Origin of the sequence: Bradyrhizobium sp. WYCCWR 13022, from assembly GCF_030435535.1 — a bacterium.
GTDB lineage: Bacteria > Pseudomonadota > Alphaproteobacteria > Rhizobiales > Xanthobacteraceae > Bradyrhizobium.
In genome coordinates, this window is sequence record NZ_JAUIZJ010000043.1 from 85,505 (window position 1) to 102,933 (window position 17,429).

The 17,429-nt window shown below is 61.0% G+C and carries 8 protein-coding genes; 5 read left to right on the plus strand and 3 right to left on the minus strand.

All coding sequences use genetic code 11. The annotated features are described in order from the left end of the window. Window positions 1-6 precede the first annotated feature (6 nt). Both QY049_RS36115 and QY049_RS36120 read right to left on the minus strand, forming a co-directional pair. Window positions 7-1,230, minus strand: a complete 1,224-nt coding sequence (locus tag QY049_RS36115) for a glycosyltransferase family 4 protein (RefSeq protein ID WP_258762787.1) — start codon at window positions 1,228-1,230, stop codon at window positions 7-9. Next, complete coding sequence (locus QY049_RS36120; RefSeq protein WP_301270501.1) at window positions 1,227-2,306, minus strand: XrtA system polysaccharide deacetylase; 1,080 nt, start codon at window positions 2,304-2,306, stop codon at window positions 1,227-1,229. The genes QY049_RS36115 and QY049_RS36120 overlap by 4 nt, the downstream gene beginning before the upstream one ends. Window positions 2,307-2,766: 460 nt before the next feature. Here QY049_RS36120 and QY049_RS36125 point away from each other — a divergent pair, with 460 nt between their 5' ends. After that, window positions 2,767-3,813, plus strand: coding sequence for a FemAB family XrtA/PEP-CTERM system-associated protein (locus tag QY049_RS36125; RefSeq protein WP_301270502.1), 1,047 nt, complete (start codon window positions 2,767-2,769; stop codon window positions 3,811-3,813). Window positions 3,814-3,828: 15 nt separating this feature from the next. Here QY049_RS36125 and QY049_RS36130 read toward each other — a convergent pair whose 3' ends face one another. Then, window positions 3,829-5,145, minus strand: a complete 1,317-nt coding sequence (locus QY049_RS36130; RefSeq protein WP_301270503.1) for a hypothetical protein — start codon at window positions 5,143-5,145, stop codon at window positions 3,829-3,831. Between the two features lie 427 nt (window positions 5,146-5,572). Between QY049_RS36130 and QY049_RS36135 the strand changes: the two genes are divergently transcribed. The 4 genes from QY049_RS36135 to QY049_RS36150 all read left to right on the plus strand — a co-directional run bounded on the left by QY049_RS36135 (window position 5,573) and on the right by QY049_RS36150 (window position 17,371). Beyond that, window positions 5,573-7,183, plus strand: coding sequence for an NAD(P)-dependent oxidoreductase (locus QY049_RS36135; RefSeq protein WP_246755596.1), 1,611 nt, complete (start codon window positions 5,573-5,575; stop codon window positions 7,181-7,183). A gap of 10 nt (window positions 7,184-7,193) precedes the next feature. Further along, complete coding sequence (locus tag QY049_RS36140) at window positions 7,194-8,435, plus strand: DegT/DnrJ/EryC1/StrS aminotransferase family protein (protein WP_258762792.1); 1,242 nt, start codon at window positions 7,194-7,196, stop codon at window positions 8,433-8,435. A gap of 6 nt (window positions 8,436-8,441) precedes the next feature. After that, window positions 8,442-9,161, plus strand: a complete 720-nt coding sequence (locus QY049_RS36145; RefSeq protein WP_258762793.1) for a sugar transferase — start codon at window positions 8,442-8,444, stop codon at window positions 9,159-9,161. Between the two features lie 80 nt (window positions 9,162-9,241). Beyond that, window positions 9,242-17,371 carry an alkaline phosphatase family protein gene (locus QY049_RS36150; RefSeq protein ID WP_301270504.1) on the plus strand — a complete coding sequence of 2,710 codons (8,130 nt, stop codon included), beginning with the start codon at window positions 9,242-9,244 and terminating at the stop codon, window positions 17,369-17,371. Window positions 17,372-17,429: the final 58 nt, after the last annotated feature.

Genomic DNA, 17,429 nt, shown 5'->3' on the forward strand with positions numbered 1-17,429 from the left:
AGTCTCTCAATCACCAAACTGTGCAACGTCATGGCTACGCGCTACGCTCGCGAGCGCCTCCTCAAGCGTCGGCAACGGGTTCTTCATGGAGCGCTCCACCAGGTTTTCGTACACCGCGGCATAGCGCGCGACTGTGATATCGAGATTGAATTCCGCTCTCACCCGTTGCGACGCTCGGGCCGCCATCTTCGTGGCCGCGTCTCGATCATCGAGCTGGCGGAGAATTCCATCAGCCATGCGCCTCGGATCGCCCGGCGGCACAAGGAGGCCATTCCAGCCGTCTCGCACGACGTCGGTGCATCCAGGCATCGTCGTCGTCACGATTGGGCAGCCCGCCACCGCCGCTTCGAGAAGTGCGCGCGGGACTCCCTCGTGATACTCGGTCGGAAATGCGAACAAGTCCGCGATGCCAAGCAACGAAGGCACGTCGGATCGCCGCCCCAGAGCCATTACGTAAGGCGCATGACGCTCGATCTCGGCCTCAGTCACCGCGAACGGTCCCTCGCTCTCTCGAGGCCCGACAAGCAGAAATCGGACCCCGGGTCGATGCCGGTGGACGATCGCTGCCGCTTCGAGCAGCGTCGGGATCCCCTTCTGCCGAGTCATGCGGGACACCGTAACGATGATCTCGCGCCCTGCGAGACCGAGCGCTTCGCGAAGCGCTGCAGATGTTGGTCCCACCACCGCGGCGCGATCAAACGTCGTGATATCGACGCCGGACCCCGGAATGAGCAGGCTGCCTCCTCTACCGATCATCCGGTGACGAATGAAGAAGGCCTGATCTTCGCGGTTCTGGAACACAGTGACCGCGACCCATTGGCTCGCCAGCCGCTCCAGGATGCGGTAGATCGGCCGAAGACTCAGGGCCATTGGCGATTGAGAGGAATACAGCCACCCGCGTCCATTGATCGTGCTAACGACCTTCACACCGTGCAGCCCGCCAGCGGCAAAGGGAACGAGGATGTTCAGCTTCGTGTCGAAGCATTGAACGAGGGTCGGACGAACATCGGCGATCAGCTTCGAGATCGCCCTGAAGGCCGACCAATCCGCAAGCGGATCGACGAACCGTGCGAAATCAAAAGGATGGAAATCGATTCCCGCCTGCAGAAACGGATTGGACGCGGCACTTCCCGCCGCGCTTACTCGAAATCCCTTCCTTCGGAGCGCAAGCAGAAATGGGATTCGAAAAGAATGGTCTTCTCCTCCAATGCAGAGCAGGTGCGGTTTCACGTGGATGCCCTCACCTGTCGTCCATCCGAGCCGATCGACAGCGGAATCGCAGCTGCTACGGTGTTGACCCTGCTCGCTGCCGGCGCCTCTAGCCCCGCACTCCAGCCGTCGACCAGATCGCAGAGCGGCATCCACTCGTGCGCGCCAACGAGCGAGGCGAACCGTTGCTCGCATTTTTCGAGGTTGACGCGATGACGAAACGCGTGAGTGGCCTTGATTCCGGTGACTCGGGGCTGACCCGGGTCAATCTCCCAAGGATGGATATAGAAGATGTAAGGCGTTCCCGACTGCAGAATTCTGCGCACACCCCAGAGCCACAGCAAATAGGGGGCGAGCCGGAAATAGCCGCCGCCCCCCCAGGGGATTCCATGCTTGCCGAGCCGGATGCAGGAGATGCAGACTTCATAGAAGCCCTCGCGCAGCAGCACGACCGGTCTGCCCGCATCCATCCCCTTCAATCGACCATAGCGATGGTGCGCAATGGTCGGCACAACCGAGGAATCGTAGTCAAAGCCCGCATCCTGCAGGATCGGCACTGCCCATTCGGTGATCGAGAAACTGGGCGCGCGGTAACCACGAACTCGCCTGCCGGTCAGATCTTCAAGATACTTCTTCGAACGGATCACGTCTGTCCGGAAGTCGGCCGGATTGAGCGAGTAGACCAGTTCGTGATTGTAGCCGTGAGATGCAACTTCATGCCCCGCCGCGGCTATCGCACGCACCAACTGCGGACACTTCTCGGCCACCCAGCCCAGAACGAAGAAAGTTGCGCGGACATTGCATCCACCAAGAATTTCTATCAATCGCATCGTGTTGCGCTCGACGCGCAACTCGCATCGGTCCCACGCCTCCCGCGCGACATTCAGATTTGCGGCATGAAACCAGTCCTCGACGTCGATGGACAGCGCAGCTTCGCCGAAAGACCGACGCTCGGTAGTCTTACCCGCTGGCACCTGTTCTTCGGCAGCAACTTCCGTGCCGCACGATAAATCCGTCCGGAAATCCGTCCGGCTCTTGCAGTTATCGAACGGCTTGGTCCGTGGGATCGTCGGTTCGGCTCGCATTGCGCCGTCCATTCCATAACTCGAAATGAGCATTCGGATAAACAATTCTGTCCTAAACCGAGAATCAGTAACACGGCGACCCGGCCGAACGGGCGTGTATGACGGGGTATCCTCCTATAGGGGTATCCGGCTTCGTGCGGTCGACCTCAGCGCGGCGGCGGCGCCACCGGACCACAAGCCGCGCTGCGCCAGCTTCCGAAGAGCGCTCAGCAACCCGGGTACAAGCAGGCCATTTGCGAAGAAGACAGGTCCGGATTTGCCAATCCCGGACTTCGCCGGCCTCGAAGCAACTTCCCAACGGTCGCGGATCGTCCAAAGGTTTCCCTTTTGAGGTAGTCCGGCTTTGCCTTGCATGAACAAACACAGGCAAGCGTAAGCTTTATTCGCTCAATAGCGCCGGAACGACGAGACTTCCCTGCAACAACGCAGCAAGATTTGATCTCCCGGGCAGCCGCGAGCTTCGGGCAATCGCATGAGACACCTCGAGATCGTCGAAGTGGCCGATGCCGGCCAGGAAGAGTGGCAGGGCTACGTGGAGCGCGCCCCTCAGGCTTCGATGTACCACGCGCTCGGTTGGCGGGACGTTCTGCAGCACAGCTTCGGCCACCGGAGTTGGTATTTGATGGCACGATACCGCGGCGAAACGCGTGGAGTCCTGCCATTGGTCGAGATGAAGAGCTCACTCTTCGGGCACTCCCTCGTATCGCTGCCATTTCTGGACTACGGCGGCGTGTTGGCTGACGGCCCCGAATACGAGGCTGCGCTCACGACCGCGGCCGTCGATCTGGCGACGAAAAGAAGCGCGCAACATGTCGAATTGCGGCAGTCGACCGCGGCTACGAGACCATCGGAAGATGGATGGATGCTCCGCCAGCACAAGGCAGCGCTCGTCATTCCCCTTGATGCCGATGCCGACATGCACTGGTCCCGCTTGAATTCGCGGCTCCGTGGCAAGATCCGGAAAGCCGAGAAATCGGACGCCACATTTTCGATTGGGACACTCGAGGTGCTCAGCGATTTCTATCGCGTATTTTGCCTGAACATGCGGAACTTGGGTACGCCTGTTTACAGTCTGGCATTCTTCAAGAATGTCCTCCGGTTTGCGGAGGATGCCACCGTACTGATTGTGCATCGCGAGGGACGCCCGGCGGCTGCAGCGATCGCATTGCGTCGCAACGGACTGGTGGAGCTGCCATGGATCTGCTCGGACTACTCGCAATCCTCTTTTTATGTGAACGAATACTTGTACTGGAGCGCCCTCCGGTGGGCCTGTCAGTCGGGAGCTCATGAACTCAATTTGGGACGCTGCTCGGTCGACGGAGGCGTCTTTCGATTCAAGCAGCAATGGAACCCCGAAGTGCGGCCACTATTTTGGTATTACTGGGCGCGCCCCGGCGTCACGCCGCCGGAATTGAGCCCCAGCAACCCGCGATACGCCATCGCGATCCACTGCTGGAAAAAGATGCCGCTGGCGCTCGCTAACCGTCTCGGACCGTGGATCGTGCGAAATATCCCATAGCGGCCCCAGCGACCGTCATCCACCCGACGCCGTCTGGGGCCAGGATGGCCGAGAGACATAATCTGCCACTGGTCCGCCGGGCTGGTCCCAGTTGCTCGACCAAACCACTTGCGATGCATCGGGCGACGGCGAAGCATGCGTCTCGCTGTAGTAGTCACGCTTTGCGTTGCGAGTCTGGGCAATGCGCCGCACCTGACCGCTCCCGTCGATTCGCACCGCAATGACTTCTCGATAGAATGGCGCGTAGCCCGGGCTGCCCGCCACCTTGGAGCGAGTCCCCTCGTAGCTTACGAAAGCCCAACCCGGTCGGCGGATGTTGCGGGTCGAAACGTGTGTCCCGTAGCCGGCCGGGATTAAATCAGTGACTTTTCCGTCCTGGAGCCGGCGCTTGATTACGTGCCACTTGTCGGGGTCCGCCTTGCTGACGCCGACATAGACGTCGCTCCCGTCAGCATCGATCGTCATATCGCCATGGCCGGGACGATGATGCTCGGGCCAGTACTGAATCTGCGTACCATCCAACGCAAAGATGTAGGTGACCTCCGTCTCGTCAGTCGTTCTGTGGAAACAGTAGACGTATCTTCCGGAAGGAGAAATACCGCAATACGCGTGCGCTCCCGGAAGGCTGCTGAGGTTGATATCCGGATACTTAATCTTCGTAGAAAGATCGTAGCCGAAGGCTACCAGCGCGCCCGCCCGGTTTGTCGCGACCACGACCAACCGATTGCCGTCGAACGACAGATTTCCCTTGTATGGTCCAAATTGGAGATTTGTATAGTCGGCAGGAGCGTACACGATCGCCTTGACATCGTTCCGCGGCGCCCATCGATAGATCGCATAGCGGGATATGCAGATCATGAGTTCGGGATCGACAGGGTGCCACTTGCAATCGTCGCTCATCGGACGATGAAAAGCCGGTATGTAAGTCCTGCCGTCCAGGAAGCAGATCCCGTTGCAACCGTCGTTGATCGCCAACAGGCTCTGGTCGGCATTCCACGCTTGTGTGCTTGAGTACCGGTGCCGGCAATACTCAGGCTTGCAGAGACTACCGGGAGCGAGCAGCTGCCCGGGATCCGTCACACGCGTAAAGCTTGTCCCGAACTCCGGGTCCGTCGTCGCTTGAAGATAGCCGGGTCGCTCCATCGGAGGCGCGATGAGAATAGGAATGCTCGCCAGTTGGCTGTACGCGACAACGCCGAAGCCCGATGCCGCGAACAGCACTGCGCAAAGCGTCATCGCCGTCCTGAACACCGACGCCTCCCGCCACTGAATGATTGCGACCGGCTCGAAGCCTCGGAGCGGAGCTTCCGCCATATCGCGCAGGCCCGGCACGGCTACACGGCTGAACCAATGTTCGCGCGCAAGCTGCCCCGGTCTGATACCATGCCTTGAATGCCGTGGTCGGCACATTTTATCGGTACGTCGTCCGGTGCATGCTGCCCGCAGGCAACGCGCACCTACATCGTGCGGATCGAAGCACGATCAGACTCGCTAACTCTTCGGGTCGAGCAATGCCTACCCCTCTTGGCTATCGCACCCCGTAGGAACTACCCACTCCAGCACATGCGCTCTGGAAAGCGACCGGCTTGACGATTGCAGATGATAACACGTTCTAGCCGAGCTGGCGGAACGGAGAGGACGATAGATTGAGCGTTCTCGCGTCTGGATCAGAAATCGTCACGAGAGAGTATCCAGTGTATCCACGGATCTTGCGTTGGTGGACAGCAGGATCCTTTCCCTCGGGAGAATGGAGTGCCAAATGTCCATGCAAACGCCGACCCCATTGATCATGAGGCCGACCTCGTTTGACCAGCTTACCCCGATCCGCAACTTCTCCGAGGTACGAGCAACGCCGGCTACCATTCTACGCATCGCCGTTGACATAGCCGTGATCTGGTTGGCATTTCTGCTGAGCTGGCTCGCCGAAGGCAACCACCTGAACACACTCATCCCGAATGGCTCGGGAATTATCCAGCTTGTGGGGCTTTCGTCGCTCCTCGCGTGCATCGCTTATATGAGCGCCGGCCTCTACAACCACCACAGCAAATACAATGCGTGGACCAAGATTGGCCGGATCGCCCTGATCAACCTCGGCATCCTCCTCATCGCAACTGTCATCAGGGCCACGACCGGCCTCTCCGGGCCACTCGAACCTCACCTGATCTTTACGACGGTGATCGGTGCCACCGCGCTGCTCTCGATGGCACGCATTGGCTCGCTTGTGCTCCGTTCGGAAGACTGGCCAGGCAGCCGTCTGGTAACTACCGAGCAGCCAGACGAGACCAAGGTCCTCGTCATCGGCGGTGGTGGATACATCGGATCGGCGCTGGTCAAAGAACTGCTGGACGGGGGCCTACGAGTCTCGGTTCTCGACGCAATGCACTTCGGCGAAGAGCCGCTCGCACGCGTTGCCGGACATCCAAATCTCACTCTGATTCGCGAGGATTTCCGTCATATCGAAGCACTCACCAGAGCCGTAAGCGGCGTCGGTACGGTCATACACCTGGGAGGCTTGGTGGGAGACCCTGCTTGCGCATTCGATTCAGACCTTACCGTCGATGTGAATGTTACCGCCACCAAAGTGATCGGCGAGATCGCGAAGGCGCGCGGGGTCCGACGGTTCATCTTCGCCAGCTCCTGCTCGGTCTACGGCGCCTGCGACGACACCGTGAACGAGGATTCCCACTTCAATCCGCAGTCGCTCTATGCCCGCAGCAAAGTCGCTTCCGAAGCAGTGCTCGATGCGCTGAACAGCCCGGACTTCTCCGTGACGTGTCTTCGCTTCGCCACGATCTACGGCATCTCGGGACGGACTCGGTTCGACCTTGTGGTCAACCTGCTTTGCGCGAAAGCCGTACGTGACAACGAGATTACGGTTTACGGCGCCGATCAGTGGCGCCCCTTCGTTCACGTGGAGGACGTGGCGCGAGCCATCGTGACAACGCTGCGGGCACCTCGCCACCTGGTTTCGGGAGAAGCATTCAACGTCGGCAGCGATGCCCAGAACTACACGCTCGGCGATGTCGCCGAGCTCATCCAAAAACAAGTGCCGGACGCGGCGATCATTTCCGACGATACTTTCGTCGACAAACGCAACTATCGCGTCTCTTTTGAAAAGATACGGAGCCGTCTCGGGTTCACCCCTGCATGGACCATCGAGAGCGGGATTGCGCAGGTCGTATCCGTGGTTCGCTCCAACCAGGTCGGCGACTATTCGCTGCCGACGTACAGCAACGTCCTCTACCTGAAGGAGCATGGAACAAAGAGCTTCTGCAACTTCAAGATCACCGGCTGGGAGCAGGAATTCATGAGCCTCGATCACATCGATCACATCGCACCTCAAGACACTATCGATCGACCGGCGGCATAGGAATCAGATCATGCAACACATTCCCTCCCGCCGAACGTTCGTGTCGCCAAATGTGCACCACCGACGCGTATCGACGCCGGCCTTGCCCGGTACACATGCGACGCCTGCCAAGATTCCCTGCTTTCGGCCCTCAATCGGTGAGGATGAAATCGAGGCGGTTGTCGACGTCCTGCGATCAGGCTGGCTGACCACTGGTCCCAGAGCCCGGGAGTTTGAGGAGAAGTTCGCGGCCTACATGGGCGAAGGCGTCCAAGCCGTCGCAGTGAATTCGGCGACTGCGGGACTGCATCTGGCTGCGGAAGCTTGCGGCATTGGACCGGGCGATGAAGTTCTCGTGCCGACCCTCACTTTTACAGCCTCGGCCTCGGTCATTCGCTATCTCGGCGCAGAAGTGGTGCTGGTCGACGTCGACGAAAATACTCACTGCATCGACCTGGAGCAGGCGGAGCGCCTCCTGACGCCGCGTTGCAAGGCAATCATACCGGTACATTTTGCCGGCTTCCCCTGTGACATGACCCAGGTGCTCGCCTTTGCGCGCCTGCACGGCCTCAAGGTCATTGAAGACGCAGCACATGCGATGCCGGCGAGGCGCGATGGCCGGCTGGTCGGCTCATGGGAATCGGACGCCTGCGTGTTCAGCTTCTACGCTTGCAAACCTATCACGACCGGCGAAGGCGGCATGATCGTGACCCGCAATGGTGACATCGCCGAGCGCGCGCGTGTCATGCGTACCCACGGGCTCAATCGGGACGCCTTCGACCGCTTCTCCAAGATCGGCGGTTCCTGGGCTTATGACGTCGTGGCACCGGGTTTCAAATACAATCTAACGGACGTCGCCGCAGCCATCGGGGTGGTTCAGCTCTCGCGTGCGAACGTATTGCAGGCATCGCGACAGGCAGCTGCCGAGCGGTACCTGAAAAGGCTCACCGGCCTGCCACTGGACTGTCCGGCTCGCCCACCTGCCGGCAGCCTTCATGCCTGGCACATGTTCCCGATACGCATCCATCAGAATGCGCGCGCCAACCGAGACGACCTGATCGCCGGCCTTACCGCAAAAGGCATCGGCACGTCGGTCCACTATCGGCCATTGCACGAGATGACTTATTGGAGGGAGCGCTATCGCTGCGAGCGGAGCGACTTTCCGGTCGCCAGCCGCTATTTCGAGGGGGCGGTGACGTTGCCATTGTTCCCCGGCATGACGAACGCGGAAGTCAATCGTGTCGTTGACGCTATCTGCTCCATTTTAGGATGACACAACATGCGATCCGCCCCCGATCGCAGCGGCCCCACCTCGCCGCCGTTCCTGACGTTGACGGCTAAGCGCGCACTCGACGTTGTGGGATCAGCCGTCGGCCTTATGGCGCTATGGCCCGTGTTTGCGTTCATCGCGATAGCCATCAAGGCAGACAGCCGTGGTCCCGTCTTCTTCCGCCAGGAGCGGGTCGGGCGAGGCGGACGCAGGTTCCGCATGCTCAAATTTCGTTCGATGGTCGTGGAAGCGGAGCGAATCGGCACCGCACTCACCGTGCGCGCCGACCCGAGAATCACGCGCGTGGGAGCCCTCCTCAGGAGAACGAAGGTCGACGAGCTTCCTCAGCTCTTCAACGTCCTCGTCGGCGACATGTCGCTGGTTGGACCTCGCCCCGAAGTGCCGCAATTCATGGAGTTCTATACACCGGACCAGCGGGCGGTTCTTCTCGCGATGCGGCCAGGCATCACCGACTACGCGGCCATCCTGTTTCGTGACGAAAGCTCTCTGCTCGAGGGAGAACGCGATCCGATCGACGTCTACAGGCGAGAGATAATGCCCGCCAAGTTCAGCTACTACGAACGCTACAGTTGCGAGATCGGTCTGCTGAACGACTTACGGATCATCGTGGCGACTGTATTGCTGCTCTGCGCTGGCCGGGTGCCGCGCTGGCTCGGTCTCGAATCCGGAGCAGCGTCGCCAGGGAACGAAGCGAGAGTTAATCCATGAACCCGGCCGAACACCTGTGACAGAGGCCCCGACCATGTTCTGCATTTTCGAGAACTGAGCCTGTCTCGAAGATCGGCTGGTTGAACGAGGGGAGCGTTGACATGAGCTATTCTTCAGAGATCGAGACCCTGTTCTCCGGCCCTTCGGTCGCAGGCACCTATCCGCCGCACAACGGGCTTGCGGTAGGACCGAACTATATCGTCATGGTGGAGGGCTCCCGCATCGAGTGGACCGACCTCTCCGGCGGATCGCCGACGGTCCAATCGACCTATAACTTCTTCTCGTCCCTGTCGCCGACAGGCGGCCTGTATGACCAGCGCTGCGTATACGACCCGATCAATCAACGCTACATCGTGATCATGGAGTACAGCGCGTCGGGCTCCACCATCAGCGACATCGACATTGCGGTATCCAAGGACTCCAACCCGAACGATGGCTGGTATTTCTCACAGCTCAACACGTCGCTCACGATCAACGGCCAATTGACTTCGTCGGACCGCCCGATGCTATCGGTCGACGGCTCCAACATCTACATCACCGCATCGCAATTCAATGTCGGCGTCTCAGGCTATGCCGGAACGGAAGCGTGGGTCATCGGCGATACGGCCGGCGCCGGTGGCGGCATCTACAATGGCGGGACACTGACCGTCACCGCCAGCGAGCTCACCCCGACGAGCCAGGGCATATTCGGGGTCTCCGCAGGCGGCAACGGCAAGACCTACTACGCGAGCACTTACCCCAGCGGCAGTCAACTGATCCTGGCGTTGCAGGCCTACGACGTGGCGAGCAACAGTTTCGGGTCCATCAGCACCATCAATCTCGGTGCGATTGACCAGGGCGGCTCCTCCTACACCGCCCAGCAATTGGGAACGAGCCTCCTGCTGGACGCCGGCGACAAGCGGATCGCCAGCATGGTGTACGCCAACGGCTTTCTGTACGCCGTGGGTGAGGTCGAGCCGACCGGCTCGACTGTTCCCGTGGTTCACTGGCTCAAGGTAGACGTCAGCAATCCCGATGCACCGACCCTCGTCGCGCAAGGCAACATATCGGGCGATGCAATTGGCATCAACGTAGCGACCTTCAACCCTTCCCTTGCGGTCGACGCTGCGGGCGACGTCCTCATCAATTTCACCGCCAGCGGCCCGAACATGTATCCGGCCGATTATTACGTCTTCCAAGGGGCCCAGGATCCGGTCGGTTCTTTCAGCGCACCCATCCTGTATCAGGCCAGCACCGGATTCTTCAATTCGGGCGCCAGCGGCGTGCAACGTTGGGGCGTCAACTCCACGGCAGTCGTCGACCCCAACAATCCAAACTCATTCTGGATATCGAACGAATATATCGCCAATGGCTGGTGGCAGACGTCGGTCGCTCAGATCGCAATCCAGAACCTCTCCGCCGTGACGGTTTCCTCGATCACGCCGTCCGGCACGGGGATTACCAATGGTGCCGGCGACCTCAACGCCGGCGACGTCGTCACGCTGACCATCAACTTCAGCGCGGCCGTGACGGCCGACACGTCCGGCGGCACACCGACACTGACGCTCAACGACGGCGGTATCGCGACCTATGCCGGCGGTTCGGGTTCGACCGCCCTCACCTTCAGCTACACGGTCGCGGCCGGGCAGAACACATCCGATCTCACGGTCTCCTCGTTCAATCTCAACGGCGCAGCCGTGACGGACGGGGCAGGCAACGCCGCCGACGTCTCGGGTGCGGCCAACAACAACCCAAGCGGCATACTTCAGATCGACACTTCGGCGCCGGTACCCGCATTCAGCCAGTATCCTGCATCGAGCACCAACAGCACCACCGCGATCTTCGCCGTTACGACGTCCAACACCGAAACGGGCGGCGTGAGCTACGCGTACGAACTCGACGGCGCGAATATCTGGACCCCGGTCAGCGGAAACAATCTTACGCTGTTCGGTCTCGCGCTCGGGTCACACGCCATTCAGGTGCAAGCGACGGATGGAGCGGGCAACGTCTCCACCTCGCCCACAAGCTACGGCTGGACCATCACGCCCCCCGCGGCGCAGGTTGAGACGCAATTCTCCGGACCGTCCGTCACGGGCACCTCCCCGCCGAACAACGCTCTCGCCGTGGGGCCGAACAACGTGGTGATGATGGAGGCGTCCCGTATCGAATGGACGAACCTCACCGGCGGATCGCCGACGCTTCAATCGGTCTACAGCTTCTTCTCTCCTCTCGGAGCAGCGGCGACCAACTCGCTGAATCACCCGCGTTGCGTCTACGACAGCGTCAATCAGCGCTACGTCGTGATCATGGACAACAGCGCGTCCGGCCACACGGTGAGCAATATCGATATTGCCGTGTCCAAGGACTCGAATCCGAACGACGGCTGGTATTTTGCTTCGCTGAATACATCAATCACAATCAACGGTCAGTTGACCTCGGCCGATAGCCCGACACTGACCGTCGACGGTACGAATGTCTACATCACCGCAACAGCCTACAACGTAAATGTCTCGGGCACGGCCGGCACCGAATGCTGGGTCATCAGCGACACGGCTGGCGCGGGCGGCGGCCTCTATAATGGCGGAACGCTTACGGTTGTCGGCAGCGAAGTCTTACCTGCAACGCAGAATGTCTTCACGGCAGTGGCCGGCAACAATGGCAAAACCTACTACGCAAGCGACTACTCGAACGGAAGTCAGATCGTCGTAACGCTTCAGGCCTACGACACGGCCACGAATACGTTTGGCACTAGCAGCACGATCAGTCTCGGCAACATTGATCAGGGTGGCTCTTACACTGCCCAACAACTTGGAACCAGCCTCCTGCTCGATGCCGGCGACAAGCGAGCCCGGAGCCTGGTCTATTCGAATGGCTTCCTTTACGGCGTTGCCGAAGTGAAGCCTGTCGGCTCGAATGTGCCCGAGGTCCATTGGTACAAGATCGACGTCAGCAATCCCAATGCTCCATTTCTCGTTGCGCAAGGCGACATCTCCGGCGCAACGATCGGGACCAATGTGGCGACCTTCAACCCGTCCATCGCGGTGGACGCGGCGGGAGATGCCATCATCAATTTCACTGCCAGCGGCCCGAACATGTACCCGGCCGACTACTATGCCTATCAGAGGGCCAGTGATCCGCCCGGCTCGTTCAGCGCGCCGATCCTGTATCAAGCCAGCACCGGCTTCTTCAACTCGGGCAACGGCTCTAGCGTGCAACCTTGGGGCAACTATTCCACGGCGACCGTTGATCCCAACAACGCGAATTCGTTCTGGATCTCGAACGAATACGTTGCCGGTGGCTGGTGGCAGACGTCGGTCGCCCAGGTTGCGATCCAGAGCCCTACAGCTGCTCCGACCGTGTCCTCAATCGCGACATCCGGCACCGGAATTGCCGGCGGCACCGGCAACCTCAACACCGGCCAGACAGCCACGTTGACGGTAAACTTGAGCGCGGCCGTCACGGTGGACACCACGGCAGGCGCGCCAACGCTTACGCTCAACGACGGCGGCATCGCAACCTATGTCGGCGGGTCGGGCTCGACAGCCCTGACCTTCGGCTACACCGTTGCGGCTGGGCAGAATACACCCGATCTCGCCGTTTCGGCGTTCAACCTAAACGGTGCAGTCGTCAGCGACAGTACCGGTAATGCCGCCGACCTGTCAAAAGCGACCAACTACAATCCCGCCGGCACTCTGGAGGTGAACACGAGCGGGGTACCACACTACGGACACATCGTGGTCGTGGTCGAAGAGAACAAGAACTATGGCGAGATCGCCGGCAATATCGCGCAAGCGCCATACATCAACAGCCTGATGGCCGGCGGCGCCTCGTTCACCAACTTCACGGCGGAGACTCATCCGAGTGAACCGAACTACTACGCACTCTATGCCGGTTCGACGTTCGGCATCACCGACGACGGCGCTCACAACCTTGCGGATCCAACTCTATACACGCTGCTGCAGAACGCAGGCCTGACATTCACGGGCTACGTGGATGATTCCGGAACGGGCAATACTTCCAGCCACGAACCTTGGGTGTCATTCCCCGAGGGCCGCTCGGTTCAAACGGATTTCACCAGTTTCCCGGGGCTTTTTCCGACCGGGGATTATTCGAACCTACCGAACATTTCATTCGTCATTCCCAACCCGACCGACGACATGCACGACGGAACGGTCGCGCAGGGTGACGCGTGGCTTCAGCAGAACTTGAGCGCATATGCCCAGTGGGCGCTTGCCAACAATTCGCTCCTCGTCGTGACCTGGGATGAAAGCGATACCTCGCCCACGAACCAGATTCCGACCGTCATGTATGGCGCCGACGTCGCCTCGGGAAGCTACGGCGCGGCCTACAACCACTACAACCTCCTCAGCACGATACTTGCCTCGTATGGCTTGACCGGACCGAACAACGCCGCGACGGCCGCGCCCATCCAGGTCTTCGGGAGTATTCCCGCGGTATCTTCGATCACGACGAGCGGACCGGCCATCACAGGTGGCAGCGGCGACCTCAACGCCGGCCAGGTGGTCACGCTGACGGTGACTTTCAACGAGCCGGTGACCATCAATACCTCCGGCGGCACGCCGACGCTGATCCTCAACGAGGGCGGCGCTGCAACCTATACCGGTGGCACAGGCTCAACGGCGCTGACCTTCAGCTATACCGTTGCTGCCGGGCAGAACTCGGCCGATCTCGCCGTATCCTCGTTCAGCCTCAACGGCGCAACCGCGACGGATGGCGCCGGCAACGACGCCGACCTGTCGGGCGCGACCAACTTCAATCCGACCGGGATACTTCAGATCGACACCGTTGCGCCGACGATCTCTTCGATTGCGGCCTCCGGGCCGGGCATTACTAACGGCAATGGCGATCTGGATGCCGGCCGGGCAGTCACGCTCACGGTCAATTTCAACGAACCAGTCACTGTCAATACCGCCAGCGGCTCGCCGACCCTCGCCCTCAACGATGGGGGCATCGCAACCTACACCGGTGGCACGGGCTCGACGGCCCTGACCTTCAGTTACACCGTTGCGGCCGGGCAAAACACGCCTGATCTCACCGTGACTTCGCTCGATCTCAATGGGGCAACCATGACGGACGGCGCAGGCAACGCTGCCGATCTGTCGGGCGCAACCAACTTCAATCCGGCCGGGACGCTGCAGATCGATACACTCGCGCCGTCGATTTCTTCGATCGCGTTCTCTGGGCCAGGTATCACTAATGGCAACGGCAATCTGGGCGCGGGCAAGGTGGTCACGCTCACGGTCAACTTCAGCGCAGCCGTCACGGTAGACACAACGGCAGGCTCGCCGACGCTCATCCTGAACGATGGCGGCACCGCGACCTATACTGGCGGAACCGGCTCGACGGCCCTCACCTTCAGCTACACCGTTGCGGCCGGACAGAATACACCCGATCTCACCGTGTCCTCGCTCAGTCCCAACGGGGCGACCATGACGGACGGCGCTGGCAACGCCGCCGACCTTTCGGGCGCAACCAACTACAACCCAGGCGGAACGCTGCAGATCGACACCCTGGCGCCAACCGTCTCCTCGATCACGACCTCCGGCACCGGCATCACGAACGGCGCCGGCGATCTCAACGCCGGCCAAGTGGTCACGCTCACGGTGAGTTTCAGCGCGGTCGTCACGGTGAATAGCGCGGGCGGCTCGCCGACGCTCACGCTCAACGACGGCGGCACGGCAACATACACAGGTGGCACGGGCTCGACGGCCCTGACTTTCAGCTACACCGTCGCGGCCGGGCAAAACACGTCCGACCTCACCGTGTCTTCGCTCAATCTGAGCGGTGCAATCATCACCGACGGTGCCGGCAACGCCGCCGACCTTTCGGGAGCCAGCAACTACAATCCGGCGGGAACACTGCAGATCGACACCTTGGCGCCAATCGTCTCCTCGATCACGACCTCCGGCACCGGCATCACGAACGGCGCCGGCGATCTCAATGCCGGCGATGTGGTCACGCTCACCGTCAATTTCAGTGAGGCGGTGGCGGTCAATACCGCCGGCGGCTCGCCGACGCTGATCCTCAACGACGGTGGCAACGCGACCTATACCGGCGGCACGGGCTCGACGGCCCTCACCTTCACCTACACCGTTACGGCCGGACAGAACACGCCCGATCTCACCGTGTCTTCCCTCAATCCTAACGGCGCCACCATCACCGACGGCGCCGGAAACGCGGCCAACCTGTCGGGCGCCACCAACGCCAACCCGTCCGGCGCGTTGCAGATCGACACCATCGCGCCGACCATTTCCTCGATTGCGGTCTCCGGCACTGGAATCACGAACGGCACGGGCATCCTCAAAGCAGGCCAGGTGGTTACGTTCACCGTCAATTGCAGTGAAGCCGTGACCGTCAATACCGCGGGCGGTACGCCATCGCTCGGGCTCAACGACGGCGGCACCGCGACCTACACCGGCGGCTCGGGATCGGCGGCCCTCACCTTCAGCTATACCGTCGCTGCCGGACAGAACACGCCCGATCTCACCGTATCTTCGCTCAATCTTAACGGCGCCACCATGACGGACGGCGCCGGCAACCTCGCCGACCTGTCGGGAGCGGCCAACTATAACCCGGCCGGGACGCTGCAGATCGACACCACGGCGCCGTCGGTGCCGACCGGTCTTTCACTCGATGCCGCGACCGACAGCGGCGCACTGGGCGACGGGATCACTAATCTTGCCCAGATCAAGATCGACGGCACGGCCGCGCCGGGCAGCACGATTACGCTCTACGATTCGAACGGAACGACCGTAATCGGAACTGGAACCGCTAACGCCACCACGGGCGCGTTCGGCATTACCACGTCGGTTCTGGCCAACGGCACGCACAACATCACGGCCAAGGCGACCGACGCAGCCGGCAACGTCAGTCCAGCCTCGAGCCCCTGTGCCGTAACGGTCGATACCACCGCGCCGACGGTCACCTCGATCGCAACTTCCGGTGCGGGAATCGCCGGCGGCAGTGGTGACCTCAACGCTGGCAAGGTTGTCACGTTGACGCTCAACTTCAGTCAGGCAGTCACCGTGAACACGAGCGGCGGCTCACCGACCCTGACACTTAACGACGGCGGCAGCGCAACCTATGCGGGGGGATCCGGAACGAGCGCACTTGTCTTCAGCTATACCGTTGCAGCAGGCCAGAACACGTCCGACCTGATTGTGTCCCGCTTCAATCTCAACGGCGCGACTGTCCGGGATCTGGCGGCAAACAATGCCAACCTGGCAGGCGCGACCAACTACAATCCGGCCGGCACGCTGCAGATCGATACGTCGGCGCCAACCATCAGCATCAACACCATCGCCGGCAACAACATCGTCAGCGGCACGGAAGCTTCGGCCGGGTTCGCGATCACCGGCAAAACTACTGCCGTCGAGAATGGGCAGATCGTCACCGTCAACATCCTCAACAGCGCGAATACCATCGTCGACAGCTATACGACAGCGGACAGCAGCAATGCCTGGTCGGTCACCGTTACGAGCGCACAGGCGCTCGCCTTGGCCGATGGCCAGTATACCGTAGCTGCCAGCGTTTTGGACAAAGCCGGAAATCCGGCGCCGACCGGCACGCGTTCGCTGACGGTCGATGAGGACAAGGGGCCCGAAGCGCCGACGCTGAGTATCAGCAACACGTCGCCGACGGTACCCGCCGGCGGATCGATACCGCTGGGAATTACAGCGACGCCCGTCGACGCCGACGACAGATTGTCGGTAACGATCAGCGGCGTCCCGAGCTACGAGGTGATCACCGCTCCCTCTGGCTACAGTGTATCGAGCAAGAAGCAGTCAAACGGGACTTATACCTGGACCATCACGCAAGGAACCGCGGGCACACCGCTTACCGGCTTGACCCTCACCTCACACTACACGGGGACGGGTCATCCCGTTGCAACATTCACGGTGACGGCGAGCAATACGACCTCCGGGGAAGCTGCGACATCCGCGGCACAAACCATGCTGGTGACCGATCCGCCGGTCGGCACGTCAGGCGGTCTATTGGCCAGCTGGCCTCAGGGCCTCTCCGTCGCATCGGCCCAGGACTCCGGGAACGTGGATCGCCTTCTGGCCCTCATGGATCAGTTCACCGCCGCCGGCTTCGAGTCGAACCGACCGGGTACAGGCACGATCACCCCCACGCTCGATCCGAACGGCGGCCGCGATCATCCATCGCTGGCCATACCGAACCAGCCGCAATCGTGGATGCATTCGTAATCCGGCGAACGGCTGCTCCATTGCCGGCTCGCGGCGAACAGGAACTTGGAAGTCTGCC